This window comes from Paraburkholderia sp. SIMBA_030 (genome assembly GCF_046535245.1).
Lineage (GTDB): Bacteria > Pseudomonadota > Gammaproteobacteria > Burkholderiales > Burkholderiaceae > Paraburkholderia.
The window spans coordinates 191,640-215,186 of record NZ_JAWRXB010000008.1 but is presented as its reverse complement, the minus strand read 5'-3'; the positions used below and the strand labels follow the sequence as shown (position 1 = coordinate 215,186).

Annotated in this window: 23 protein-coding genes and 1 riboswitch; of the genes, 7 read left to right on the top strand and 16 right to left on the bottom strand. The window is 64.4% G+C overall.

All coding sequences use genetic code 11. From position 1 onward, the window contains the following. Positions 1–23 precede the first annotated feature (23 nt). The gene (gene dtd, locus SB772_RS15950; protein ID WP_410834200.1) at positions 24–482 is read left to right on the top strand and encodes a D-aminoacyl-tRNA deacylase; all 459 of its coding nucleotides are present in this window, start codon (positions 24–26) and stop codon (positions 480–482) included. A 108-nt stretch (positions 483–590) separates the two neighbouring features. Further along, positions 591–1,256, top strand: coding sequence for a histidine phosphatase family protein (locus SB772_RS15945; RefSeq protein WP_410834199.1), 666 nt, complete (start codon positions 591–593; stop codon positions 1,254–1,256). Between the two features lie 24 nt (positions 1,257–1,280). Here the strand turns inward: SB772_RS15945 and SB772_RS15940 are convergent, their stop codons facing one another. The 9 genes from SB772_RS15940 to SB772_RS15900 all read right to left on the bottom strand — a co-directional run bounded on the left by SB772_RS15940 (position 1,281) and on the right by SB772_RS15900 (position 10,804). Then, the gene (locus SB772_RS15940; protein WP_410834198.1) at positions 1,281–2,219 is read right to left on the bottom strand and encodes an oxygenase MpaB family protein; all 939 of its coding nucleotides are present in this window, start codon (positions 2,217–2,219) and stop codon (positions 1,281–1,283) included. A gap of 33 nt (positions 2,220–2,252) precedes the next feature. After that, a complete protein-coding gene (gene ruvB / locus SB772_RS15935; protein WP_410834197.1) occupies positions 2,253–3,317 on the bottom strand; it encodes a Holliday junction branch migration DNA helicase RuvB in 1,065 nt (354 codons plus the stop codon). Between the two features lie 158 nt (positions 3,318–3,475). After that, on the bottom strand, positions 3,476–4,057 hold the full coding sequence (gene ruvA, locus SB772_RS15930) for a Holliday junction branch migration protein RuvA (RefSeq protein WP_063497311.1): 582 nt from the start codon (positions 4,055–4,057) through the stop codon (positions 3,476–3,478). Positions 4,058–4,281: 224 nt separating this feature from the next. Next, positions 4,282–4,824 (bottom strand): crossover junction endodeoxyribonuclease RuvC, encoded by a 543-nt coding sequence (gene ruvC / locus SB772_RS15925; RefSeq protein WP_410834196.1) that lies wholly within the window; start codon positions 4,822–4,824, stop codon positions 4,282–4,284. Positions 4,825–5,024: 200 nt separating this feature from the next. Beyond that, on the bottom strand, positions 5,025–6,590 hold the full coding sequence (gene purH / locus SB772_RS15920) for a bifunctional phosphoribosylaminoimidazolecarboxamide formyltransferase/IMP cyclohydrolase (protein ID WP_410834195.1): 1,566 nt from the start codon (positions 6,588–6,590) through the stop codon (positions 5,025–5,027). A 46-nt stretch (positions 6,591–6,636) separates the two neighbouring features. Next, the gene (locus SB772_RS15915; protein WP_007180440.1) at positions 6,637–6,870 is read right to left on the bottom strand and encodes a Fis family transcriptional regulator; all 234 of its coding nucleotides are present in this window, start codon (positions 6,868–6,870) and stop codon (positions 6,637–6,639) included. Beyond that, complete coding sequence (gene dusB / locus SB772_RS15910) at positions 6,867–7,934, bottom strand: tRNA dihydrouridine synthase DusB (protein ID WP_410834194.1); 1,068 nt, start codon at positions 7,932–7,934, stop codon at positions 6,867–6,869. The genes SB772_RS15915 and dusB overlap by 4 nt, the downstream gene beginning before the upstream one ends. Positions 7,935–8,164: 230 nt before the next feature. Further along, entirely contained in the window at positions 8,165–9,391 is a 1,227-nt protein-coding gene (locus SB772_RS15905) for a UbiH/UbiF/VisC/COQ6 family ubiquinone biosynthesis hydroxylase (protein ID WP_410834193.1), read from the bottom strand. A 6-nt stretch (positions 9,392–9,397) separates the two neighbouring features. Continuing rightward, on the bottom strand, positions 9,398–10,804 hold the full coding sequence (locus SB772_RS15900; protein WP_410834192.1) for an aminopeptidase P N-terminal domain-containing protein: 1,407 nt from the start codon (positions 10,802–10,804) through the stop codon (positions 9,398–9,400). Positions 10,805–11,114: 310 nt separating this feature from the next. Here SB772_RS15900 and SB772_RS15895 point away from each other — a divergent pair, with 310 nt between their 5' ends. Continuing rightward, on the top strand, positions 11,115–11,729 hold the full coding sequence (locus SB772_RS15895; protein ID WP_410834191.1) for a glutathione S-transferase C-terminal domain-containing protein: 615 nt from the start codon (positions 11,115–11,117) through the stop codon (positions 11,727–11,729). A gap of 79 nt (positions 11,730–11,808) precedes the next feature. Here the strand turns inward: SB772_RS15895 and lnt are convergent, their stop codons facing one another. The 7 genes from lnt to SB772_RS15860 form a co-directional block, all read right to left on the bottom strand. Then, the gene (gene lnt, locus SB772_RS15890) at positions 11,809–13,500 is read right to left on the bottom strand and encodes an apolipoprotein N-acyltransferase (protein ID WP_410834190.1); all 1,692 of its coding nucleotides are present in this window, start codon (positions 13,498–13,500) and stop codon (positions 11,809–11,811) included. 49 nt (positions 13,501–13,549) lie between these two features. Beyond that, the gene (locus SB772_RS15885; protein WP_410834189.1) at positions 13,550–14,443 is read right to left on the bottom strand and encodes an HlyC/CorC family transporter; all 894 of its coding nucleotides are present in this window, start codon (positions 14,441–14,443) and stop codon (positions 13,550–13,552) included. 198 nt (positions 14,444–14,641) lie between these two features. Further along, positions 14,642–15,328 carry a gamma-glutamylcyclotransferase gene (locus SB772_RS15880; RefSeq protein WP_410834188.1) on the bottom strand — a complete coding sequence of 229 codons (687 nt, stop codon included), beginning with the start codon at positions 15,326–15,328 and terminating at the stop codon, positions 14,642–14,644. 27 nt (positions 15,329–15,355) lie between these two features. Beyond that, positions 15,356–15,817 (bottom strand): rRNA maturation RNase YbeY, encoded by a 462-nt coding sequence (ybeY, locus tag SB772_RS15875; RefSeq protein ID WP_410834187.1) that lies wholly within the window; start codon positions 15,815–15,817, stop codon positions 15,356–15,358. Positions 15,818–15,886: 69 nt separating this feature from the next. Then, positions 15,887–16,954, bottom strand: coding sequence for a PhoH family protein (locus SB772_RS15870; RefSeq protein ID WP_410834186.1), 1,068 nt, complete (start codon positions 16,952–16,954; stop codon positions 15,887–15,889). A 34-nt stretch (positions 16,955–16,988) separates the two neighbouring features. Further along, a complete protein-coding gene (gene miaB / locus SB772_RS15865) occupies positions 16,989–18,389 on the bottom strand; it encodes a tRNA (N6-isopentenyl adenosine(37)-C2)-methylthiotransferase MiaB (RefSeq protein WP_410834185.1) in 1,401 nt (466 codons plus the stop codon). A gap of 149 nt (positions 18,390–18,538) precedes the next feature. Further along, positions 18,539–19,522: a LysR family transcriptional regulator gene (locus SB772_RS15860; RefSeq protein ID WP_410834184.1), complete on the bottom strand. Its 984-nt coding sequence runs from the start codon at positions 19,520–19,522 to the stop codon at positions 18,539–18,541. A 118-nt stretch (positions 19,523–19,640) separates the two neighbouring features. Between SB772_RS15860 and SB772_RS15855 the strand changes: the two genes are divergently transcribed. From SB772_RS15855 to ribB, 4 genes are all read left to right on the top strand, one after another. Continuing rightward, positions 19,641–20,057, top strand: coding sequence for a VOC family protein (locus SB772_RS15855; protein WP_410834183.1), 417 nt, complete (start codon positions 19,641–19,643; stop codon positions 20,055–20,057). 16 nt (positions 20,058–20,073) lie between these two features. Next, positions 20,074–21,240 (top strand): MFS transporter, encoded by a 1,167-nt coding sequence (locus SB772_RS15850; RefSeq protein WP_410834182.1) that lies wholly within the window; start codon positions 20,074–20,076, stop codon positions 21,238–21,240. A gap of 187 nt (positions 21,241–21,427) precedes the next feature. Then, entirely contained in the window at positions 21,428–22,117 is a 690-nt protein-coding gene (locus tag SB772_RS15845) for a helix-turn-helix domain-containing protein (RefSeq protein ID WP_410834181.1), read from the top strand. Between the two features lie 141 nt (positions 22,118–22,258). Then, positions 22,259–22,634: riboswitch (FMN riboswitch) on the top strand. Positions 22,635–22,757: 123 nt separating this feature from the next. Continuing rightward, entirely contained in the window at positions 22,758–23,477 is a 720-nt protein-coding gene (gene ribB, locus SB772_RS15840; protein ID WP_410834180.1) for a 3,4-dihydroxy-2-butanone-4-phosphate synthase, read from the top strand. Positions 23,478–23,547: the final 70 nt, after the last annotated feature.

The window sequence follows — 23,547 nt, the reverse complement described above, 5'->3', positions numbered from 1 at the left end:
CCGATGCATTCGGAGTCGAGCCGTTGATCGCGCTGATCCAACGTGTGCGGCGCGCGGAAGTGCGCGTCGGCGAACGTGTGACAGGCGCGATCGATGCGGGCCTGCTCGCGCTCGTGTGCGCCGAACGCGGCGACACCGACGCGGCAGCCGACCGGCTGCTGGCGAAGGTGCTCGGCTACCGCGTATTCAGCGATGCGGTCGGCAAGATGAATCTGTCCGTACAGAATCTCGATGGCGCCGGGCGCGCAGGCGGTCTGCTGCTCGTTTCGCAGTTCACGTTGGCCGCGGACACCAATAGCGGCCTGCGCCCGAGCTTCACACCGGCGGCGCCGCCTGACGAAGGCAAGCGCCTGTTCGATTACTTCGTATCGTCCGCTCGCGCGAAGCATCCGATCGTCGAGACGGGTGAATTCGGCGCCGATATGCAGGTGTCGCTCGTCAACGATGGACCGGTCACGTTCTGGTTGCAAACACACGCCTGAAGTGCCGCTGACGTTTTTCGCCCAGCGGCGCTTGCATCAACTCCACCTACCGCTTTTTGCGACAATAGCGGCTCGGCATAACCGGCTACTGTCGCCCACTTTCATTCCATGACCACGCAGATTCTGTTTATCCGGCACGGCGAGACCGACTGGAACCGCATCAAGCGCATTCAAGGGCACATCGACATTCCGCTTGCGACAACCGGCCTGGCACAAGCGCAACGGCTCGCGCGCCGCATGGCGGACGACGCAAAGCAGGGCGCGCGGCTCGATGCGATCTATTCGAGCGATCTGCAACGCGCGCAGCAAACGGCGCAACCGATCGCGGATGCGCTCGGCTTGCCGCTGCAACTGCGCGAGGGCTTGCGTGAGCGTTCGTATGGTGCGTTCCAGGGGCATGACAGCGACGAGATCGCGATCCGTTTTCCCGATGAGTATGCGCACTGGCAAACCCGCGATCCAGGTTTCGCGCCGCCGGACGGCGAATCGCAACGCGCGTTCTACCATCGCGTGCTGCACGCGATCGAGCCGGTCGTTGCCGCGCATCCGGGCGGCCGGATCGCGTGTGTCGCGCATGGCGGCGTGCTGGATTGCGTGCGCCGGTTTGCTTGCGCTTTGCCGCTCGACGCGCCGCGCGATTACGCGTTACTGAACACAAGCGTCAACATGGTGGATTTCGACGGTGGTAAGGCAACGATCGTTTCGTGGGCAGACGTCGCGCATCTCGATGCGGCGAGCGAGGACGACAGCTTCAGGAAGGTGCCGGCGCGTTAATCTGTACGAGTCGGTTCGCGCCGTTCAGTCCGATTCTCGCGCGGAGGCAACGCGCCGGCGCGCGCGCTTCGAGACGCCGTTCACCAGCGCCCAGCGGATCACGGGCGCGGCCAATCTGACGCCGGGCCTCGCGAACGCGCGGCGCACACCCGCGAAGCGTTCAAACCCGAGCATTGCTTGCGCCCAATCGGGCAACAGATCGACGCCGGCATTGAACATCAACGTCCCGGCGGGCCGCATCGCCACGCTCGGAGCCGGCGCGTTGATCAGAACCTTCACGACTTCGCGGGTGCGCTCGCTGGCCACCAGTTCGGGTTGCATGGCGAGCAGGTAAGCGTCGATTCCGGCGCGCGAGCGCGGAATATGCGACGCACCGAGCATCTCGGCGATACGCGCGGTTTCCGCGAAGTACCGATCCTGCACGGCCACCGGCAGCGACGGATTCACATATCTTAAGTGCGCCGTCATGAAGCTCGATACTTCCGCCACGTGCACCCACGTCAGCAACGCAGGATCGCTCGCGCGGTACGGGCGGCCATCGGGCGCTATGCCGGTCACGCCGAGGTGAATCCGTTTAACGCGCTCGATCAGAGCTAACGCATCGTGCCGGTTGCCATAAGTCGTGCCGGCGATGAAGGTCGCGGTGCGGCGCAACCGGCCAGGAATGTCAGTGCGAAACGACGAGTGATCCCACACGCCGGCCAGCGCCAGCGGATGCAATGCCTGGAGCAGAAGCGCGCTGATGCCGCCGGTCATCATCGACGTGAAGTCGGCGTGGACTTTCCAGCACACGGAATCGGGCCCGAACAGTCCGGGATCGCCCGGTGGCGATGAATAGTCGAGCATCGGGCCGCTGCCGCTCGTCAGATGCGTGACGCCGGCTGCGAGCTTCGAGCGGATCCTCGCAGCGAGCCATTGCGCGAGACCGCCACGAGAGGCGGGCTGCCTGGCTTGATCGGACATGGCTAGATCGGCCTCACGCGACGGATAACCGGCTCAGGACGCGGCCGAATCCCACAGGCCGGGCACAGGGCTCGAAGCATCAGGCGCGGCGAGACCGAAATGGCGATACGTCAGCAGCGTGGCGATTCGGCCGCGCGGCGTGCGCTGCAAGAAGCCTTGCTGGATCAGATACGGTTCGAGCACGTCTTCGATCGTGTCGCGCTCTTCGCCGATCGCCGCCGCCAGATTGTCGACGCCGACCGGGCCGCCGTCGAACTTGTGCAGGATCGCTTCGAGCAGCTTGCGGTCCATCAGGTCAAAGCCGACCGCATCTACGTCGAGCATTCTGAGCGCGGCGTCGGCGACCTGCGCGGTGATGTTGCCGTCGGCTTTCACTTCGGCGAAATCGCGCACGCGGCGCAGCAGCCGGTTCGCGATCCGCGGCGTGCCGCGTGCGCGCCTGGCGATTTCGAACGCGCCGTCAGGATGGATCTGTGCATGCAGCAGCGACGCCGAACGCGTGACAATACGCGCCAGTTCCTCGGCGTTATAAAACTCGAGCCGCGCGACGATGCCGAAACGGTCACGCAGCGGATTGGTCAGCATGCCCGCGCGGGTGGTCGCGCCGACCAGCGTGAACGGCTGCAGATCCAGCTTCACGCTACGCGCGGCCGGCCCTTCGCCGATCATGATGTCGATCTGATAATCCTCCAGCGCCGGGTACAGAATTTCCTCGACGACCGGCGAAAGCCGGTGAATTTCGTCGATGAACAACACGTCGTTGGCTTCGAGATTGGTGAGCAGCGCGGCGAGGTCGCCCGCGCGTTCAAGCACCGGACCGGAGGTTTGCCGCAGATTGACGCCCATTTCCCGCGCGATGATGTGCGCGAGCGTGGTCTTGCCGAGACCGGGCGGGCCGAACAGCAAGACGTGGTCGAGCGATTCGGAACGGCGCTTGGCAGCCTCGATGAAAATTTCCAGCTGACCGCGCACTTTTTCCTGCCCGACATATTCTTCGAGCTGGCGCGGGCGCAACGCGCGCTCGAACGCTTCTTCGTTCGGCGAGACGGGCGTGGCCGCGATGATGCGCTCGGCGGCGAGTTTGTCGGTTTCGATCATGCGGCCATTGTACCGCGGGCGCCGCGAAGGAAGCCCCTTGGGGGGCCGCCCGTTGCAGAACCCGGCCGAATGGCCAGGGTGCGCGGCCGGCAGGCGTATGCGAAGCTATACCCATCGCACGCGGGGCTAACCACCGAGGCTTGAGGCTAGGCCTTTGGTCAGCCCTTAGATAGCGCCTTCAACGCGAGCTTGATGCCCTCGGAAACACCGGTGCCGGCCGGCACGTTCTTGATGGCCGCCAACGCTTCCTTTTCGGAGTAACCCAATGCGATCAGTGCGTTCAGGATATCGGAGGCGTGGTCCGATGCCGACGCCGCGCCCGCCATCGCGCCGAGATCGGCGCCGATCTTGCCCTTCAGTTCGAGGAGCAGCCGCTCCGCCGTCTTCTTGCCGATGCCAGGCACGCGCGTCAGACGCGCCGCGTCCTGCATCGTGACGGTCTGCGCCAGTTCGTGCACGCTCATGCCCGACAACACCGCGAGCGCCATACGCGCACCGATGCCGGTGATCTTCAGCAGCTCGCGGAAGGTCGAGCGTTCCTCAGCGGTGCCGAAACCGTACAGCAGATGCGCGTCTTCGCGCACGATCATTTGCGTGAGCAGCACGACGCGTTCGCCGTTCGACGGCAGGTTGTAGAACGTGCTCATCGGCACATCGACTTCGTAGCCGACGCCGTTGCAGTCGACGAGCAGATGCGGCGGGTTTTTTTCCAGCAGAACGCCGGCAATGCGACCGATCATGGCGGATTCAATCTTGAGAGAAAGGGCGAGTGTAGCGCAGCGAGTGCGCGGCAGGCACGGCGGCACGATGCAAAAGCGCGGCGAGAAATAACGACGGCGAATCGGGCCGGCGACGCGTGCGGTGTTATGCGCAATCGCGGTTGACCGGCGCGAGGCGGCCCCCTGGACTGAGATTGCCTGCCTGCCGGCTGGCGCTGGCGAGCCGGAGCTGAGCGCGACTTCGGCTATCCCACCAGGCGCCCGCGCCGCACCCGCAAACCTTTTTTCGCCAGCGAAGGCGCAATGCCGCCCAGCGTACTGAGCGTGGTGCCGCCATGCGCGTGGCAGATCGCCATGCCGAGCGCATCGGCGGCGTCGGTGCCGGGCGCGCCGGAGAGGTTCAGCAAGCGCACCACCATCTGCTGCATCTGCTCCTTGGTCGCGCGGCCATAGCCAACCACCGCCTGCTTCAATTGCAGGGCCGTATATTCGGCGACCGGCACGCCGCCGGCCACCAGTCCGCAGATCGCGGCGCCGCGCGCCTGGCCGAGCAGCAACGTGGATTGCGGGTTGACGTTGACGAACACCTTTTCGATCGCGGACTGGTCGGGCGAATGCTGACGGATCAACGTCGAAATGCCGTCGAAAATGGTGCCGAGGCGCGACGGCAGATCGGCGTCGGCGGTCTTGATGACGCCGCTCGCGACGTAGCTGAGCGTGTGTCCGCTTTGATCGATCACGCCAAAGCCGGTTACGCGCAAGCCGGGGTCGATGCCGAGAATTCTCATGAGGTGCCGCACGTGCGGTAAAGACGAAGTGCTTGCGATACTACAACGAACCCGCCGCATGGCGGCCGGTGTGCTGTGATGTCGCCGGAATAAAAACGGCCCGGCAGAAAACTCTGCCGGGCCGCTTCGCTCAAGCTAGGCCGGTGACGGTCGCTTCACCAGGAAGCCGGCACCGTCCGCCCAGCCTGAACCTGAACCAATCAATGCCGGAAGTGACGCACGCCGGTTACCACCATCGCGATGTTGTGCTCGTCAGCCGCAGCGATCACTTCGTCGTCGCGCATCGAGCCGCCCGGCTGGATCACGCAGGTCGCGCCTGCAGCCACCACCACGTCGAGACCGTCGCGGAACGGGAAGAATGCATCCGATGCCACTGCCGAACCGCTCAGCGTCAAACCTGCGTTCTGCGCCTTGATGCTGGCGATGCGCGCCGAGTCCACGCGGCTCATCTGGCCGGCGCCGACGCCGAGCGTCATGCCGTTGCCGCAGAACACGATCGCGTTCGACTTCACGTACTTCGCGACGCGCCAGGCGAACAGCAGATCGTCCATTTCCTTCGGCGTCGGGTGACGCTTCGTGACGACGCGCAGTTCGCGCGGCTGCACGTTCTTCGAATCGAGCGATTGCACCAGCAGACCGCCGCCGACGCGCTTCAGATCGAACGCGTTATGGCCCTCGCCCAAGGCGATTTCCAGCAACCGTACGTTCTGCTTGGCCGCGAACATCTGGCGGGCCGCAGCGCTGAACGACGGCGCGATCAGCACTTCGACGAACTGCTTGGCCACCACTTGCGCGGTCGCTTCGTCGACTTCGCGGTTGAACGCGATGATGCCGCCGAACGCCGAGGTCGGATCCGTCTGGAACGCCTTCGCATACGCTTCGTTCGCGTCCGCGCCCACTGCCACGCCGCACGGATTCGCGTGCTTGACGATCACGCAGGCCGGCGCGTCGAAGGTCTTCACGCATTCCCAGGCTGCATCGGAATCGGCGATGTTGTTGTACGACAGTTCCTTGCCTTGCAACTGGCAGTAGTTCGCCAGCGCGCCGGCCGGCACCGACAGGTCGCGATAGAACGCGGCGCTCTGGTGCGGGTTCTCGCCGTAGCGCAGATCCTGCACCTTGTCGAACGCCAGGTTGAAGGTAGCCGGGTAAGCGTTGCGCGACGTGTGTTGCAGTTCGTCGGTCAGGCTCGTCAGGTAGTTCGTGATCGCGCCGTCGTACTGCGCGGTGTGCGCGAACACCTTGGTCGCCAGACGGAAATTGGTCTTGTACGCAACCGTGTTGCCGTTCGCGCGCATTTCGTCGAGCACCGTCGCGTAATCGGCCGGATCGACCACCACCGTCACGTCGCGATGATTCTTCGCAGCGGAACGCAGCATGGTCGGGCCGCCGATGTCGATGTTCTCGATCGCGTCTTCCAGCGAGCACTCTTCCTTCGACACAGTCTGCACGAACGGGTACAGATTCACGACCAGCAGGTCGATCGTCGGGATGTCGTGCTTTTCAAGCGCAGCCATGTGTTCAGGCAGATCGCGGCGCGCGAGAATCCCGCCATGCACCTTCGGATGCAGCGTTTTCACGCGCCCGTCCAGCATTTCCGGGAAGCCCGTGTAATCGGCGACTTCGGTGACGGAGAGACCCGCGTCCGCGAGCAGTTTCGCGGTGCCGCCGGTCGACAGGATCTTGACGCCGAGGTCCGACAGCGATTTGGCGAAGTCGACGATGCCGGACTTGTCGGAAACGGAGATGAGCGCTTGCTTGATCATGATGAAGACGAAAAGCCGAAGGAAAACGTGGCGGGGCGCCGGGAAACTACAACAAACCGTGCTGTTGCAACTTCTTGCGCAGCGTATTGCGGTTGATGCCGAGATACTCGGCGGCCAGCGACTGATTGCCGCCGGCCTGCTCGAGCACCACCTCGAGCAACGGTTTTTCTACGCACGAAATAACCATGTCGTAGACGTCGTGCGGATTGGAGCCGTCGAGATCCTGGAAATACATGCCCAGGCTGTCGCGGACAGATTGTTCGATATTGTTCTTGCTCATGCTGCTAGTCGGTCGGTTTGGTCCGGCTCGCCGTCGTTCTTGTTGAGCGTTTCTTCGACGTAGACGAGGCGGTCGGAAATCGCCTTTTGTGCGTCGAAGAACTCGTTGACGGCGAGGAGTTGTTCGCGCGTGGTGTCCAGCGTATTCATGCGATGCCGGAACACGTTGGCGCCAGAAAGGCCGCGAGTGTACCAGCCGATGTGCTTGCGCGCAGTGCGCACACCCGTGAATTCGCCGTAGAACGCGTAGTGATCCTCGAGATGCTCGTTCATCACCTGCTGGATTTCGTCGATGCGCGGCGGCGGCAGCAACTCGCCCGTTTGCAGGAAATGTTCGATTTCGCGGAACAGCCACGGGCGCCCCTGTGCCGCGCGGCCGATCATGATTGCGTCGGCGCCGGTGGCGGCGAGCACCTCGCGCGCCTTTTGCGGCGACGCAATGTCGCCGTTGGCGACCACCGGAATGCGCACCGCCGCCTTCACCGCGGCGATGGTCTCGTATTCGGCGTCGCCGTGATACAGGTCGGCGCGCGTGCGGCCGTGCACGGTCAGCATCGAAATGCCGGCGGCTTCGGCCAGACGCGCAACGCTCAACGCATTCTTGTTGTCGCGGTCCCAGCCGGTGCGGATTTTCAGCGTGACGGGCACCGCATCGGGCCCCGCGCCCACCGCGCCGACCACCGCCTCGACGATGCGTTGCACCAGCGGTTCGTTCTGCAGCAGCGCCGAACCGGCCGCGACGTTGCAGACCTTTTTGGCCGGGCAACCCATGTTGATGTCGATGATCTGCGCGCCGTTGGCAACGTTGTAGCGAGCCGCTTCGGCCATCATGGCCGGATCGGCGCCGGCGATCTGCACGGCGATCGGCTCGACCTCGCCCGCGTGATTGGCGCGGCGCATGGTCTTCTCGCTTTTCCACAATTGTGCGTTCGACGCGACCATTTCCGACACCGCGTAACCCGCGCCCAGCCGCTTGCAAAGCTGCCGGAACGGCCGGTCGGTCACGCCCGCCATCGGGGCGACGAACAGGTTATTGCGCAGATTGTGGGAGCCGAGAGTAGGCATGACGTGGTCGCGCGCGCAGCCGATTGTTTCAGTTTCTTTTCGGATTCTTTCAATCGGAGCGTTCGCGAAATGCGAGGGAAAACAGCTATTTTAGCGTTAACGGATAGCCGGCACCCGACTTGAGCCTGTCGTAACTCATTAAATCTTCTATGAAAGTGCTCCGGGTCATAGAACCGGCACCGCTCGCATGCTGCGCCGGCATGACGATACAGCGCGAGCGGGCGGCGCGCTCAGCGGCGCTGGCCGAACATCATTTGCCGTGCCAGCGCGGTTTTCACCGGCGGCACGAATTCGAGTGCGATGAGGGCGAGGCCGCGCACGATCGCCAGGGGCGGGAAGTCAATGGTGAAGAGACGCGCGAGCGTGTCGGTGGCGCCGATCGTCAGGCGCCGGTCCAGCGCGCGGCGCTGGGCGAACCCGGCCAGCGCGAGCGGCGTGGCGCCTTCTGCCGACAGCGCGTCGGCGAGCGCGTGCGCGTCACGCAGTCCTAGGTTCAGACCTTGACCCGCCACCGGATGCAGCGTCTGCGCCGCGTTGCCGATTGCGACCACGCGGCCTTTCACCAGCGTATCGATCGTGTTCAACCCCAACGGAAACGACGCGCGCCCTTTGATCTGCCTAAAGCGGCCCATGCGGTCGCCGAAGGCGGCGCCGAGCTCGCGCAGGAATGCCTCGTCGGAGAGTTGCGTGCGGCGCGCGGCTTCGTCGGGGGCGCAGCACCAGACCAGCGCGTAGTCCGCGCCGCGCACGCCGCCCATCGGCAGCAGCGCGATCGGCCCTTGCGACGTGAAGCGCTCCCACGCAACATGCGGTTGCGGCGCCGACACGCTGACCGTGCCGACCAGCGCGGTTTGCCCGTAATCGCGCGTGCCGCCTTTGCCGGCGCTTTTGCCGGTTTTCTGGTCGCCGAACAAGCCGCCCTCGGCGTTCACCAGAATGCGCGTGCGCAGATGGCGCGTGACGCCCGCGGTTTCGACCGGCAGCGTGAGCCCGTCATGCTCCTGAACCGGCGCTGACGCGGAAGTCGAGCGGAACCAGTGCACCGGACTTGCGTGGACCGCTTCGGCGAGCCCATGCACGATCGAGCCGTAGCGCAGCACGTAGCCGAGCGCCGGCAAACCGTGTTCGCTGTGATCGATCAGCGTGCGGCCGAAATGGCCGCGCTGCGACACATGGATGCGCTGGATCGCGGTGGCGTCGGCGGGCCAGCGCAGCGGTTCGAGAATCATCCGGCTACCGTGCGACACGGCAATCGCGCGCGGATCGGCGATCGAGTCCTCCGGCTCGCGCGCATCGATCAGCGCGATCTTCAGCGCCTGCGTCGCGCTGCGGCGCATCAGCCATCCGGCCAGCGCGAGTCCCACCGGGCCGGCACCGACGATGGTCACGTCAAAATCGAATGAGGCGTCGGACGCGGCGGGTTTCAGAATCACTGCCGGCTGGGAAACGTCGTTCATTGCGGGTTACTTCCTTGCTTCATGAGCCGCGCGGGCTTCCTGCATCAACGCTTCGATCTCGTCGGCGGCTACCGGCACGTCGCGCGTGATCAACTCGCAGCCGTTCGGCGTGACGATCGCGTCGTCCTCGATGCGGATGCCGATGTTCCAGTAGCGCTCCGGCACGCCTTCGGTCGGACGGATATACAGACCGGGCTCGACGGTCAGCGTCATCGATGCTTGCAGCGTGCGCCACGGCAGCGCGCCCGCTTCGTCGCGCGCCGCGCCGCGCTCGCGGTAGTCGCCGCAATCGTGCACGTCCATGCCGATCCAGTGGCCGGTGCGGTGCATATAGAACGGCGCATAGGCGCGCTCGGCGATCACGTCGTCGACCGACTTGAATTTCGTGCGGTCGACGATGCCCGTGTCGAGCAGGCCTTGCGACAGCACGCGCACGGCGGCCTGGTGCGGATCGTCGAAGCTGGCGCCGGCGTGGGTGGCGTCGACGGCGGCCTGCTGCGCGGCCAGCACGATGTCGTACAACTCGCGCTGCGCCGGCGTGAAGCGGCCGCTGGCGGGGAAGGTGCGGGTGATGTCGGACGCGTAGCCGTCGAGTTCGCAGGCCGCATCGATCAGGATCAGGTCGCCGTCCCGCGCGATGGCGTTGCCGGCCGGGTAGTGCAGCACGCAGGCGTTCGCGCCCGCGGCCACGATCGACGTGTAAGCCGGCGCCTGCGCGCCGAATTTGCGGAAGGTGTACAGCAGCTCGGCTTCGAGTTCGTACTCGCGCACGCCGGGCCGGCAGGCGGCCATCGCGCGGCGATGCGCTTGCGCGGAAATCTTTCCGGCACGGCGCATGATCGCGAGTTCGTGATCGTCCTTGATGAGCCGCATGTCGTCGAGCAACGGGATGAGATCGCGCGCGGCGGCGGGCGCGACGATGCCGCTGCGGCCCTGCGCGCGCACCGCGTCGAGCCAGCCGCGTACCTGTTGGTCCAGCTGCGCGGACGTGCCGAGCGCGTAATGCAGCGACGGCTTGTCCGCCAGAATGCGCGGCAGTTGCGCATCGACTTCGCCGATCGCGAATGCGGCGTCGAAGCCGAACGCCTCACGCGCGCCCTCCGGGCCGAAGCGGAAGCCTTCCCACGTCTCCCGCTCGACGTTCTTCTCGCGGCAGAACAGGATCGAGGCCGGCGCGCCCGGCGCGGCGCTTGCATCGAGCACCAGCAGCGCTTCGGGTTCGGTGAAGCCGGTGAGGTAGTAGAAGTAGCTGTCGTGCCGGTAAGGATAGTCGGCGTCCCGGTTGCGCAGCTTTTCCGGCGCGGTGGGTACGATGGCGACGCCGCCGCCCGCTGCGCGCAGCGCGGCGAGTACGCGCTCGCGGCGCGTGCGGTAAACGTCGATGGCGATGGTGGGTTCGGTCGGCTGGTTCATCGTGCGATTGTAGCGCCCAATGCGCGGACTTTTTTTGTGCGGATACGGGTGGTCGAGGTGGGAGAGCTTGCCTCGCACCGCAGGCGGGCGCAGTGTGCCGATAAGACGCGCGACGGCGGCAGCGCCGCGCGCCTCGTGCCCGTCTTTCAGTCAATCGGCCGTTTAGCCTGATAGACGCCCGGCCTCCGGCACGGCAATGTTGCTATCCATCCACAGCCAGCATCCACGTGGCTTGCGAAGATGGGGCGCCGCACTCGGAATGCCGCCGACCACTTATACTTTCGCCGAATTCAAGAAAAGGGCAGATGTGATGATGAAACTCATCGGTTCGCTCGGCAGCCCGTTCGTGCGTAAAGCGCGCATCGTGCTGGCCGACAAGAAGATCGACTACGAGCTGGTGCTGGAGAACGTCTGGGCGCCGGATACCACGATTCACACCTTCAACCCGATCGGCAAGGTGCCGTGTCTCGTCATGGAAGACGGCGAAGCGGTGTTCGATTCGCGGGTGATCTGCGAGTACGTCGATACGCTCTCGCCGGTCGGCAAGCTGATTCCGCAGTCGGGGCGCGAGCGCGTCGAGGTGCGCTGCTGGGAGGCGTTGGCCGACGGCGTGCTGGACGCGGCGGTGCTGATTCGCCTCGAGGGCACCCAGCGCGCGCCCGAGCAGCGCGTGGACGCGTGGGTCGCGCGGCAGCAACGCAAGATCGACGAAGGCCTGGTCGCGATGTCGCAGGGATTGGGCAGCAAGCCCTGGTGCACGGGCAATCACTACACGCTCGCGGATATCGCAGTGGGTTGCGCGCTGGGCTACCTCGATTTCCGCATGCCCGAGCTGAACTGGCGCGAAGCGTATCCGAATCTGGACAAGCATTTCCAGAAGCTGTCGCTGCGCCAGTCGTTTATCGATACTATGCCGGCGAACTAAACGAGCGGTGTGGGTCGCGCGGCGAGTGATGTTTGAATGACGATCGTCTGCGATTGACGCAAGATCGCAAAATGATGCTTCAATTCTTACCGTTGCGCCGCCGCGCAATCCCCGGCCCGAACGCAAATCCGAACGCCAGCAGGAACAACGAAACCGCCAGCACTGTGTTGTTGCCGCTCGTCACGTAAGGCGTCCTGCCTGACGTGCCTTGTATCGTCACATCGAGCGAACCGACTGTGTAAGGCGTCAGGCGCCCCAGCACCTTGCCGTTTGCATCGATCGCAGCCGTCGTGCCGGTATTGGTCGCGCGCAGCATCGGCCGGCCGGTCTCCAGCGAACGCATCCGTGCAATCTGCAAATGCTGATCGAGCGCGATCGTGTCGCCGAACCAGGCGAGATTCGTCGAGTTGATCAGCACGCCCGCGGGCGTATCGCTCTCGCGGATGCTTCGCGCGATCTCTTCGCCAAAAATATCCTCATAGCAAATATCGACGGCGACCGGCTGGTTATGCACGATGAACGGTTTCTGCACCAGCGCGCCACGCGCGAAATCGCCTAGCGGAATGCGCATCAGATTCACGAACCAGCGGAACCCCCATGGCACGAATTCGCCGAACGGCACGAGGTGGTGCTTATCGTAGCGATATATGTCGCGGGTGCCCGGCGTAACGCCGAACAGGCTGTTCGTATAGTCGATCACCTGACCTTCGGGCGTAATGGTGCCGCCGATCGCGCCGAACAGGACCGCAGTGCCCGTGGTATCCGAAAAGTTGCGCACCGCCGACGCAAACTGCGGCGGCAATTGCTGCGCGAGTACCGGAATCGCCGTTTCCGGCGTGACGACCAGGTCGGCGGGCTTCGACGTAATCATCTGCTGAAACTGATCGATCGCGGCGCGCATGCCCGCTTCCTCGAACTTCATTTCCTGCTTCACGTTGCCTTGCAGCAGGCGCACGGTGAGCGCCGCGTTGGCCGGCACGGTCCATTGCGCGAGCGGCAGCAGCAGGCCGGCCGCCAGCAGCGCGAGCGCGATCAGCGCCGGCACGGCAACGCGCGCGCCACCGCGCTTAGCCCCAATGCCGCCTCGAGCAGTATCGAGCGGCTCGCGCACACGCATCAACGCCTGCGCGATCAACGCCGCCACCAGCGCCAGCATCCAGCCGACGCCGTATACGCCCGCCACTGGCGCAAAGCCGGCGAGCGGACCGTCGACCTGCGCATAACCGCTCGCGAGCCACGGAAAACCGGTGAACACGGTGCCGCGCAACCATTCGCCGATCGCCCAGGCACTGGCAAAAGCCAGCGCGCCGTGCAAGGTCGGGGAGAAGGGTTTGTCGTCATCGAGTGCGCCGTTGCGCGCATGGCCGGCGCAGAACGACCAGACGCCCGCGGCCAGTGCCGGATAAAGCGCCAGGTACAACGAGAACAGCACGACCGCCGCGCCCGCCAGCGGCGCGGCCATGCCGCCGTAGTCATGCATGCTGACGTACAGCCACCACACGCCCGTGACGAAGTTGCCGAAGCCAAATGCGCCGCCCGTCAGCGCGGCGCTCTTCCAGCTCGTCGTGCGCGTGAGCCATGTGAAGAAAAACGTGAAGATCACGAGTTCGAGCCAGCCGCCGTGCGGCGTCGGCGCAAACGAAAGCGTGTTGGCCGCACCGGCGGCCAAAGCGACGAGATAGTGCCAGCGGGGCAGCGCGCGGCCGCGTGTTTCCTGGGCGGCAGGGGAACTCACGCCGCGGCGCGAACGGGAAGTAATCGGGTCGGCCATTATTGCGCGGTCGGCGTAAGAAGTTGAAGAAACGAAGAAGTGAAACGGCTCAGGTCTGCACGTGCTGTGCGTCGCGCTCGCGCTGGCCGGCAAGCGGATCGCGGCGCACCAGCAACATGTGAATCTGGCGGGCGTCGCCGCGCAGAATCTCGAAGATCAGATCGTCGATGCGGACCTTTTCGCCGCGATGCGGCACGCGTCCGAAGTGATGCGTGACGAGGCCCCCGATCGTATCGACTTCCTCGTCCGGGTAATGCGTGCCGAACGCCTCGTTGAACTGCTCGATCTCGGTGAGCGCGCGCACGCGGAACCGGCCGTCCGGCGAGGCGATGATGTTGCCGCTTTCCTCGTCGAAATCGTATTCGTCTTCGATATCGCCGACGATCTGTTCCAGCACGTCCTCGATCGTGATCAGACCGGCAACGCCGCCGTATTCGTCGACCACGACCGCGAGGTGATTGCGATTCACGCGAAAGTCGTGCAGCAGCACGTTCAGGCGTTTCGACTCCGGAATGAACACGGCGGGTCGCAGCATGCCGCGCACGTCGAATTCCTCTTCGGCGTAATAGCGCAGCAGGTCTTTGGCCAGCAGCACGCCGATGATGTTGTCGCGATTGCCTTCAAAAACCGGATAGCGCGAGTGTGCTTTTTCCAGCACGTAAGGGATGAATTCGGCGGGATTGTCCGCGATGTTGATCGCGTCCATTTGTGCGCGCGGCACCATGATGTCGCGCGCGCTGAGTTCGGAAACCTGGAACACGCCCTCGATCATCGACAGCGAGTCGGCATCGATCAGGTTGCGCTCGTGCGCGTCCTGCAGAATTTCCAGAAGTTCGCCGCGCGATTCGGGCTCAGGCGAGATGAAGTCGGTCAGTCGCTCGAGGAGTGAGCGCTTTTCCTGCGGTTTGTCGATTTGGCGTCGACTGGGATACGTGTCGTTCATGGTAGTGCGCCCGGCAAGACTGGGCGCGCTGTTGCAGAGCATTAAGGATACACCACGCACATGGCAGGACCGTGTCCCGCCGGGCGAGGCGATGAGTGAAGCAGCCGTGAAACTGCCCCGTCGCTAACCGCGGGGCGTAGGTCAATCCTAACTGATAACGCGAGGAAAAGCGTTCTGAAGCAAAAAAGTGCGGCTTGGCTACTGCCTTGCTTCCTGCCTTGCCTCGCCGCTTTCCTCACGGCAGCGCTCGAGCAGCGCTTCCAGCGCGCGATCCGGCATGCCGCTTTCGCGCAGCGCATGCACGGTGCGGCTGACGTAGTCGAGCGTCGTGCCGTAGCGGCCGCTGGCGCAACCGAACACGGTTTTGACGATCTCGTCGCGCAGTTTGCCTGTGTAGGTGGGCACGTCGCGGCGCATCACGAAGGCGAGCGCATCGACGCGCCGGCCGTCGGCGAGCACGCACGGCAGCCATGCCGGACGATACGAACCCATCGCCATTTCACGGCGCCACAGGGCGTCGAGATGCGGCATCGCGCCCTCGGCGGCCAGGCGAAACGCAATACCGGTGCAGGAGCCGCCGCGATCGAGCGCCAGCACGAGGCCCGGTTGTTCGGGCGTGCCGCGATTGACCCGCGACCACAGATACAGCCCGCGGTGATAACCATGCACCTTGGAGCGGGTCGCTTCGACGGCGGGCAGGCCGGGATTCCAGATCAGCGAGCCATAGCCGAACAGCCACAGATCGCTTTTCCCGTCCCAGTCGCGCAACGTGCATTCGAGCGACGCGCGCAACTCCTCGTCCGTCAGCAGCCGCGACTCGCCGAGCGCCGGCGGGTAATCCGGACAGGGCTGGCGGGTGTCGGCTGCGGGGGAAGAGGTGCTCACGGCGGCTTTAAACGACGATGTCGGCGGCTATCGATAAGGATCGGGGAAGCCGAGCTTGCCGAGAATTTCAGTTTCGATCGCTTCCATTTCCTCGGCTTCCTCCTCGACCTCGTGATCGTAGCCTTGTGCATGGAGCGTGCCGTGCACCAGCAGATGCGCATAGTGCGCGACGAGCGGCTTGCCCTGCTCGGCGGCTTCTTTTTCGACCACCGGACAGCACAGGATCAGGTCGCCGGTCACCGGATCGTCTTCGGATTCGGCGTACGCGAAGGTCAACACGTTAGTCGCGTAATCCTTGCCGCGATAGGTGCGGTTCAGCGTGCGGCCTTCGTCGGCGTCGACGAAACGCACCGTCAGTTCGCCGTCCGCGAAGAGCGCCGCGCGGATCCAGCCGGCCACAGCGGCGCGTGGCAGCAGCGCCTTGTGTTCCGGCCAGGTCCTGGCGGCGGGGAATTGCAGATTCAACGTCAGTTTCGGCGCGCGGCTCATGCGTGATCGATTTGTTGCTTTCTTTGCGACGGCATTTTCAACCGCATTTTCAACGGCAATCGACGCCAATCAGCGAGAATCCGCCGGACCGGCGGCTTTCTGCGAATGCGCATCGTACGCCTCCACAATTCGCGCGACCAGCGGATGCCGCACTACGTCCGCGCTGGTGAAGCGCGTGAGCGCAATGCCGCGCACGTCCGCCAGCACCTGCTGCGCCTCGATCAGCCCGCTTTTCGCGCCGCGCGGCAAATCCACCTGCGTCGTGTCGCCGGTGACCACCGCCTTCGAGCCGAAGCCGATCCGCGTGAGGAACATTTTCATCTGTTCGGGCGTGGTGTTCTGAGCTTCGTCGAGGATGATGAACGCGTGGTTCAGCGTGCGACCGCGCATGTACGCGAGCGGCGCAATTTCGATCATCTGCCGCTCGAACATCTTCGCGGTCTTGTCGAAGCCGAGCAGGTCGTACAGCGCGTCGTACAGCGGGCGCAGATACGGATCGACCTTCTGCGCCAGATCGCCCGGCAGGAAACCGAGGCGTTCGCCCGCTTCGACGGCCGGACGCGTCAGCACGATGCGCTTGACCTGATCGCGCTCCAGCGCGTCCACCGCGCAAGCGACCGCGAGATACGTCTTGCCCGTACCTGCCGGACCGACGCCGAAAGTCACGTCGTGCGAGACGATCTGCTTCAGATACTCGCGTTGCGCCGGCGTGCGGCCGCGCAGATCGGCGCGCCGCGTGTACAGCTTCGGGCCGAGTTCTTCGAGGTCTTCGTCATCGTTGTCGGCCGGTTGGTCGAACGGATGGTCCGGATTGCCGGGGAAACGCGCATCGACCGCTTCGCTGCCATTACCGTTCGCGCGATGGCGCGCCGGATGGCGCACTTCGACGAGCGCGAGCTGGATGTCGTCGACCGACAGCGGCTCGCGCGCGTTGTTGTAGAAGTTTTCGAGCGCGGTGAGCGCGAGTTTCGCGCCGCGTCCACGAATCGCGATGCGATGGCCACGGCGTTGCAGCGTCACGTCGAGCGCCTGCTCGATCTGCCGCAGATTTTCATCGAGCGGTCCGCAGAGGTTGGCGAGCCGCGCGTTGTCTTCGCGCGGTGCGGTGAATTCCAGATGCTGCTGAGTGGTCTTCAAGGCGGTGGATCGATCCTGTCGGTTTCGAAACGGCTTAGTGGGTGGTGGCGGGTCCCGCAAGGGGACTTCCTTCGGGGCGCGTGTCGTCGTGCACCAGCACGAGTTCGCCGCGTAGCGAATGTGGGTACGCGTGGACGATTTTCACGTCGACCATCTGGCCGATCAGCCGTGCGTGCGACGCGATCGGCGCCGGGAAATTCACCACGCGATTGTTCTCGGTACGGCCCGCGAGTTCGTTCGGGTCCTTGCGCGCCGGGCGCTCGACCAGAATCCGCTCGACCTTGCCGACCATCGAATCGCTGATGCGCTGCACGTTTTCTTCGATAGTGGCCTGCAAATGTTGCAGGCGTTTGAGCTTCACTTCGCGCGGCGTGTCGTCTTGCAGATTCGCTGCCGGCGTGCCGGGGCGCGGGCTGTAGATGAACGAGAAGCTGGTGTCGTACTTCATCTCGTTCACCAGCGTCATCATCTTGTCGAAGTCTTCTTCCGTCTCGCCGGGGAAGCCGACGATCATGTCGGTCGACAGCGACAGGTCGGGGCGGATCGCGCGCAGCTTGCGGATCACCGACTTGTATTCGAGCACCGTGTAGCCGCGCTTCATCGCCATCAAAATGCGGTCTGAGCCGTGCTGCACCGGAAGGTGCAGGTGGCTGACCAGCTTCGGCACTTTCGCGTAGGTGTCGATCAGGCGCTGCGTGAATTCCTTCGGATGCGACGTGGTGTAGCGAATCCGTTCGATGCCCGGAATATCGGCGACGTATTCGATCAGTGTGGCGAAGTCGGCGATTTCAGACGAGCCGAGCGTGAGACCGGCACGGTAGGCATTCACATTCTGGCCGAGCAGCGTGACTTCACGCACGCCCTGGTCGGCGAGGCCGGCGATTTCGGTCAGCACGTCATCCAGCGGACGCGACACTTCTTCGCCGCGCGTGTAGGGCACGACGCAGTAGCTGCAGTACTTGCTGCAGCCTTCCATGATCGACACGAACGCGCTCGGGCCGTCGACGCGCGCCGGCGGCAGGTGATCGAATTTTTCGATTTCCGGGAACGAGATATCGACTTGCGCGCGGCCGCTTGCGCGGCGCTTATCGATCATCTGCGGCAAACGGTGCAGCGTTTGCGGACCGAACACCAGATCGACATACGGCGCGCGCGCGACGATCGACGCACCTTCCTGGCTCGCCACGCAACCGCCGACGCCGATGATCAGATTCGGATTCGCTTCCTTCAGCTCGCGCACGCGGCCGAGGTCGGAGAAGACTTTCTCTTGCGCTTTTTCGCGCACCGAGCAGGTGTTGAACAGAATGACGTCCGCGTCTTCCGGGGTGTCCGTCTTGACGAGGCCTTCAGCCGCGCCGAGTACGTCGACCATTTTGTCGGAGTCGTACTCGTTCATCTGGCAGCCAAAGGTCTTTACATAAACTTTCTTGGTCATCGAATTTCGCCGGTCGCAGTGGTTAACCTGGGGGCGTCGTTTAAAAGGTAAAAGAGGCGCCAAACGTGCGGGCGGCATGCGGACGGGCCGCGGGGCGTGGGTTGCGTTTTTGGTCCACTTTCAATGCACGTTTGCAGCGTAGCTGGATATTATAGCCCTTCATCGGATGAGGTTTCTGCGGCGGCCCGGGCTTCCGGTCGTGCCGGCGGCAGGCCCAGCAGGCTTTCCAGCTCGTCCGATACCTGCGCGAAGCGCTCGCCCAGGAAATCCAGCAGCACGCGCACGCGCGGCGCCATGAAGCGGTTGCGGTGATAGAGCGCGTGCAGCGGCGCGTCGGGATAGCGCCACTCCGGCAGCAGGATTTTCAGGCCGTCGGCGCGCAAGTCCGCTTCCACGTCCCACATCGACTTGATCACGATGCCATAACCGCGCAGCGCCCACTCGCGGGCGACCGCGCCGTCGTTGGTCTCGCGCGCGGTGTCGAGCGGCACGGTGTAGTGCTGCACTTCGTCGCCGCGCGTGAAGCGCCATTCGTTGACGGGCCCGGACGCCGTGCCGAGCACGATGCAGTCGAAACTCGCCAGATCGTGCGGATCCTTCGGCTCACCGCGCCGCGCGATGTAGTCCGGCGACGCGCACAGCACGCGCCGGTTCGGCGCCAGTTTGCGCGCGACCAGCGAACTGTCCTGCGGCACGCCGAAGCGGATCGCGAGGTCGATGTCTTCCTGCACCAGATTCGACAGCGAGTCCGACAGCGTGAGCGCGAAAGTCACCTCCGGGTAGCGCGCGTTGAACTCGTCGAGCCAATGCATCAGCAGATTGCGGCCGAAGTCGGAGGTCGCGGAAATCCGCACCTTGCCGCGCACCACGCCCTGGCCGGCTTGCAGCGCGGCTTCGGCGTCGTCGAGCGATTGCAGCGCCTGGCGGCAGCAGTTGAGGTACAGGCGGCCTTCGTCGGTGAGGCGCAACTGGCGGGTGGTGCGCTCGAACAGGCGCGCTTTCAGGCCGGCTTCGAGCTTGGCCAGCCGCGCGCTGGCGGCGGCTGGCGTCAGGCCCATCTTGCGGCCCGCCGCCGACAGGCTACCTTGCTGCGCCGCTTCGACGAACAGGCGAATGTCACCGAGGTTATCCATCGCGGTCTTTCAAAAAGTATTTGAAAATGCTTCAAATGCTACGCCAATTATCAAAACCATGTTCGGCGCCGACAATGCACTCCTCGAAAACCCTGATGTCCGCTGAGCCGCCGACGCCATGCAACTCGATCACGCGACGATCGTCACCGCCGATCTCGACACCACCCGACGTTTTTTCGTCGAGGTTGTCGGGTTGACGGATGGCGCGCGGCCGCCGTTTTCGATCGACGGCAACTGGCTGTATGCGAACGGCCGGCCGGTGATTCATCTGATCGACGCGACGGTGCCGGTCCAGCCGGGAAGGACGGCGCCGCGCATCGATCACGTTGCGTTCCGGCTGGAGAGCGCCGGCGAATGGCAGGCGTTGCTCGACCGGCTGCACAGGGCGGACGTGCCCTACCAGCTCGCCGAAGTGCCGCCAATCGGCCCGCAGCAAGCTGAATGGCAACTGTTCGTCGCGCTCGCGCCGGGCGTGGTCATCGAATTCGTGACCGCGCTACGCCACGCTCAGCACACTCACCACGCGCAACTTTAGAACCTGGAGAAGAAAGATGCCCATTCCATTACTGGCGCTGGCGATTAGCGCATTTGCTATCGGCACCACCGAGTTCGTGATCATGGGCTTGCTTCCCGAGGTCGCGCACGATCTGGCGGTGTCGATTCCGTCGGCTGGTTTGCTCGTGAGCGGCTACGCGCTCGGCGTCGCGGTCGGCGCGCCACTGCTCGCGGTGATCACCAGCAAGATGCCGCGCAAGCTCGCGCTGCAGTTGCTGATGGGTGTGTTCATCGTCGGCAACGTGTTGTGCGCGGTTGCTTCCAGCTATTCCGTGCTGATGATCGCGCGTGTGGTGACGTCGTTCGCGCACGGTTCGTTCTTCGGTATCGGCGCGGTGGTGGCGGCTTCGCTCGTGCCGGCCGAAAAGCGCGCGAGCGCGATTGCGCTAATGTTCACCGGCTTGACGCTGGCCAATGTGCTCGGCGTGCCGTTCGGCACCTTCATTGGCCAGCAATTCGGCTGGCGCGCGGCGTTCTGGATCGTCAGCGTATTGGGCGTGCTGTCGCTGGCGGGCGTGTCGGCGCTGGTGCCGAACCGTCACGATTCCGGTCCGGTCGGGCTGGGTCATGAAGTGCGCGTGCTGAAGGACCCGCAAGTCTGGACCGCACTCGCGATGACGGTGCTCGGCTTCGGCGGCGTATTCGTGGTGTTCACCTACATCGCGCCGATCCTCGAGCAGGTCAGCGGCTTCTCGCCGCGCGGCGTGACGCTGATTCTGGTGCTGTTCGGTATCGGCCTGACGATCGGCAATACGATGGGCGGCAAGCTCGCCGACCGCGCGCTGATGCCTTCGCTGATGGGCATTCTGGTCGCGCTCGCGGTGGTGATGGCGATCTTCGCGCGCACCAGCCACTCGCAGGTGGCCGCGGCGATCACCGTGTTCGTGTGGGGTATCGCCGCGTTCGCGACCGTGCCGCCGTTGCAGATGCGCGTAGTCGAGAAAGCGGCCGCGGCGCCGAACCTGGCTTCCACGTTGAACATCGGTGCGTTCAACGTCGGCAATGCGGGTGGCGCGTGGCTCGGCGGTCTCGTGATCGATCACGGCCATTCGCTCGATACGCTGCCCTGGGTTGCGGCAGCGGTCAGCGTGGTGGCTTTGCTGCTGACTTGGTTCGCGGCGCGCATGGATGCGCCGGCGTCGGCCGTCGCGCAGCGTGCCTGAATGCGCCCGAGCGTACGGACCGGCATGCGGGCGTCCATATAAAAAATTCGCACAAGCTTTGCGGGCATCGTCCTCCGCAATGCTGATAACAGTGTGAAGATAACTTCGTTGGGCGCTGCCAGGGGCGGTGCTATCTTGCTTCCACTAACCGCTTGCCCGCCGTCCGGCGGCGCTCCTGGAGGCAATCATGCATTCCCCGCTTGCGCTGGTTCGCGATCCCGCGGCCGACACCGAAGCGTCGCCGCGTGCCACCGAACCCTTCGATGCACTTGAACATCTGGTCGGCGTGAATCTCGCCCGTTTGCGCGCCGAGCGGCAACTGTCACTCGACGCCCTGGCCCGCGCTTCGGGCGTCTCACGAGCGATGCTCGCGCAGATCGAGTCGGCGCGCAGCGTGCCGTCGATCAAGGTGCTGTGCAAGGTCGCGGCGGCGTTGAAGGTCTCGGTGGCGGCTTTTTTGCGGCGTCACGCGACTAACGGCTTCGAGCATTTGCCGGCTGAACGTTCGTCGCGCGTGGTCAGTTCGAACGGGCGTTATTCGGCCCGGCCGCTTTATCCCGACGCCGAGCCGAGCGCCGTCGAGTTTCACGAGTTGCGGATCGCGCCGCTGCATACCGAGGCCGGCACGCGCCGCGCGCCGGGCACGACCGTGAATCTGGTGGTGAGCGAAGGCACGCTGGAAGTCAGCGTGCACGATCAGCGTCAATTGCTGGCAACGGGCGATGCGATCGTCTTCGATGCCGACCAGCCGCATAGCCTGCGCAATCCCGGCGACACCGAAGCGCGCGCGTTTCGTGTGACGCTGAAGGCGGAATCGCCGCCGCGTTGGGATGTGCCTGCAGCGCACGATGCGACTCGGCAGACCGCGCCGGTTTAATGGAATGAGGCTTGGCGGCGCGGGTTTGGTCCCGCTTGCGCTTGCGCTGTTAAGCAGAGGTGTCCGTCTAATTAGTAGGGGTTGCGCTGCACGTCCGGCGCGACTGTTGTATGCTTGGCCCGCCGGTCGATCCGGCAATCAGTGCGTCTTCAGGGCGGGGTGAAATTCCCCACCGGCGGTATGCCGGCAGCGCGACAGCGTTAGCCGGCGAGCCCGCGAGCGCCCGCGTCGTCAATGTGTTTGGAACTGTGCAACTACGTTGCATGGGACCCGGGTAAGTGCTAAAGCAATAACTCGGGTCGACAGCTTTGCATGGGACCAGAGTAAGTGCTAAAGCACTAACTCGGGTCGACAGCGATGCATGGGACCAGAGTAAGTGCTAAAGCACTAACTCTGGTCGACAGCGATGCATGGGACCAGAGTAAGTGCTAAAGCACTAACTCTGGTCGACACGGGGTCAGCAGATCTGGTGAGAAGCCAGAGCCGACGGTTAGAGTCCGGATGGAAGAAGATGTGCAGATAGTCATGTTCGTTTCCGTCGCGCCGCTGGTTGGTCAAGCGGCGCTCAACGGCGCGTCTTTGTCTGTTTGCAATGCCCTGAAACGTTTTTCGCCCAACTTTTGCGACGAGCGTTTCAACTATGTCTTTTGCCACTTTTCCTGCTCCGTCGACGATTGCAATAGATGCATTCGCCGATCTCCCGTTGCTCGCCACCGAAGCCGTTCCACCGCGTATCGCCGCTGCCTTGCAAGCGATGCGCGATGGCCGCGCCGTGGTCTTGCAAGACGATCACGACCGCGAGAATGAAGCCGATCTGATCGTTTCCGCCGAGCGTCTTTCCGTCGAAACCATGGCGTTGCTGATCCGCGAATGCAGCGGCATCGTCTGTCTGTGCCTGCCCGACGACAAGATCCGCGCGCTCGAACTGCCGCCGATGGCCGTCAACAACGAAAGCCGTCATGGCACCGCGTTCACCGTCTCGATCGAAGCGCGCGACGGGGTGACGACCGGCGTGTCCGCGCTCGATCGCGTGACGACGATCCGCGCCGCAATCGCCGATACGGCGAAGCCTGCCGACATCGTGCGTCCGGGCCACGTGTTCCCGTTGCGTGCGATGCCGGGCGGCGTGCTGGCGCGCCGCGGCCACACCGAAGGCACGGTGGATCTGGCGACTCTCGCGGGGTTGAAGCCGGCCGGCGTGCTGTGCGAATTGATGAACGCGGACGGCACGATGACGCGCGGCGCGGATGTGGAGCGCTTCGCCACGCAACACAATCTGCCGATGCTGACGATCGCGGAATTGGTGGAGTTCCGCCAGGCGCTGGCGACGGCGCGTGAATGCGTGGCCGACGAGGCGTGATGCGCGTCTCAGCGCTGACGGTTGTTCGATAAAAAAGATTGTTCGATAAAAAAGCCGGCGATCTGAACTG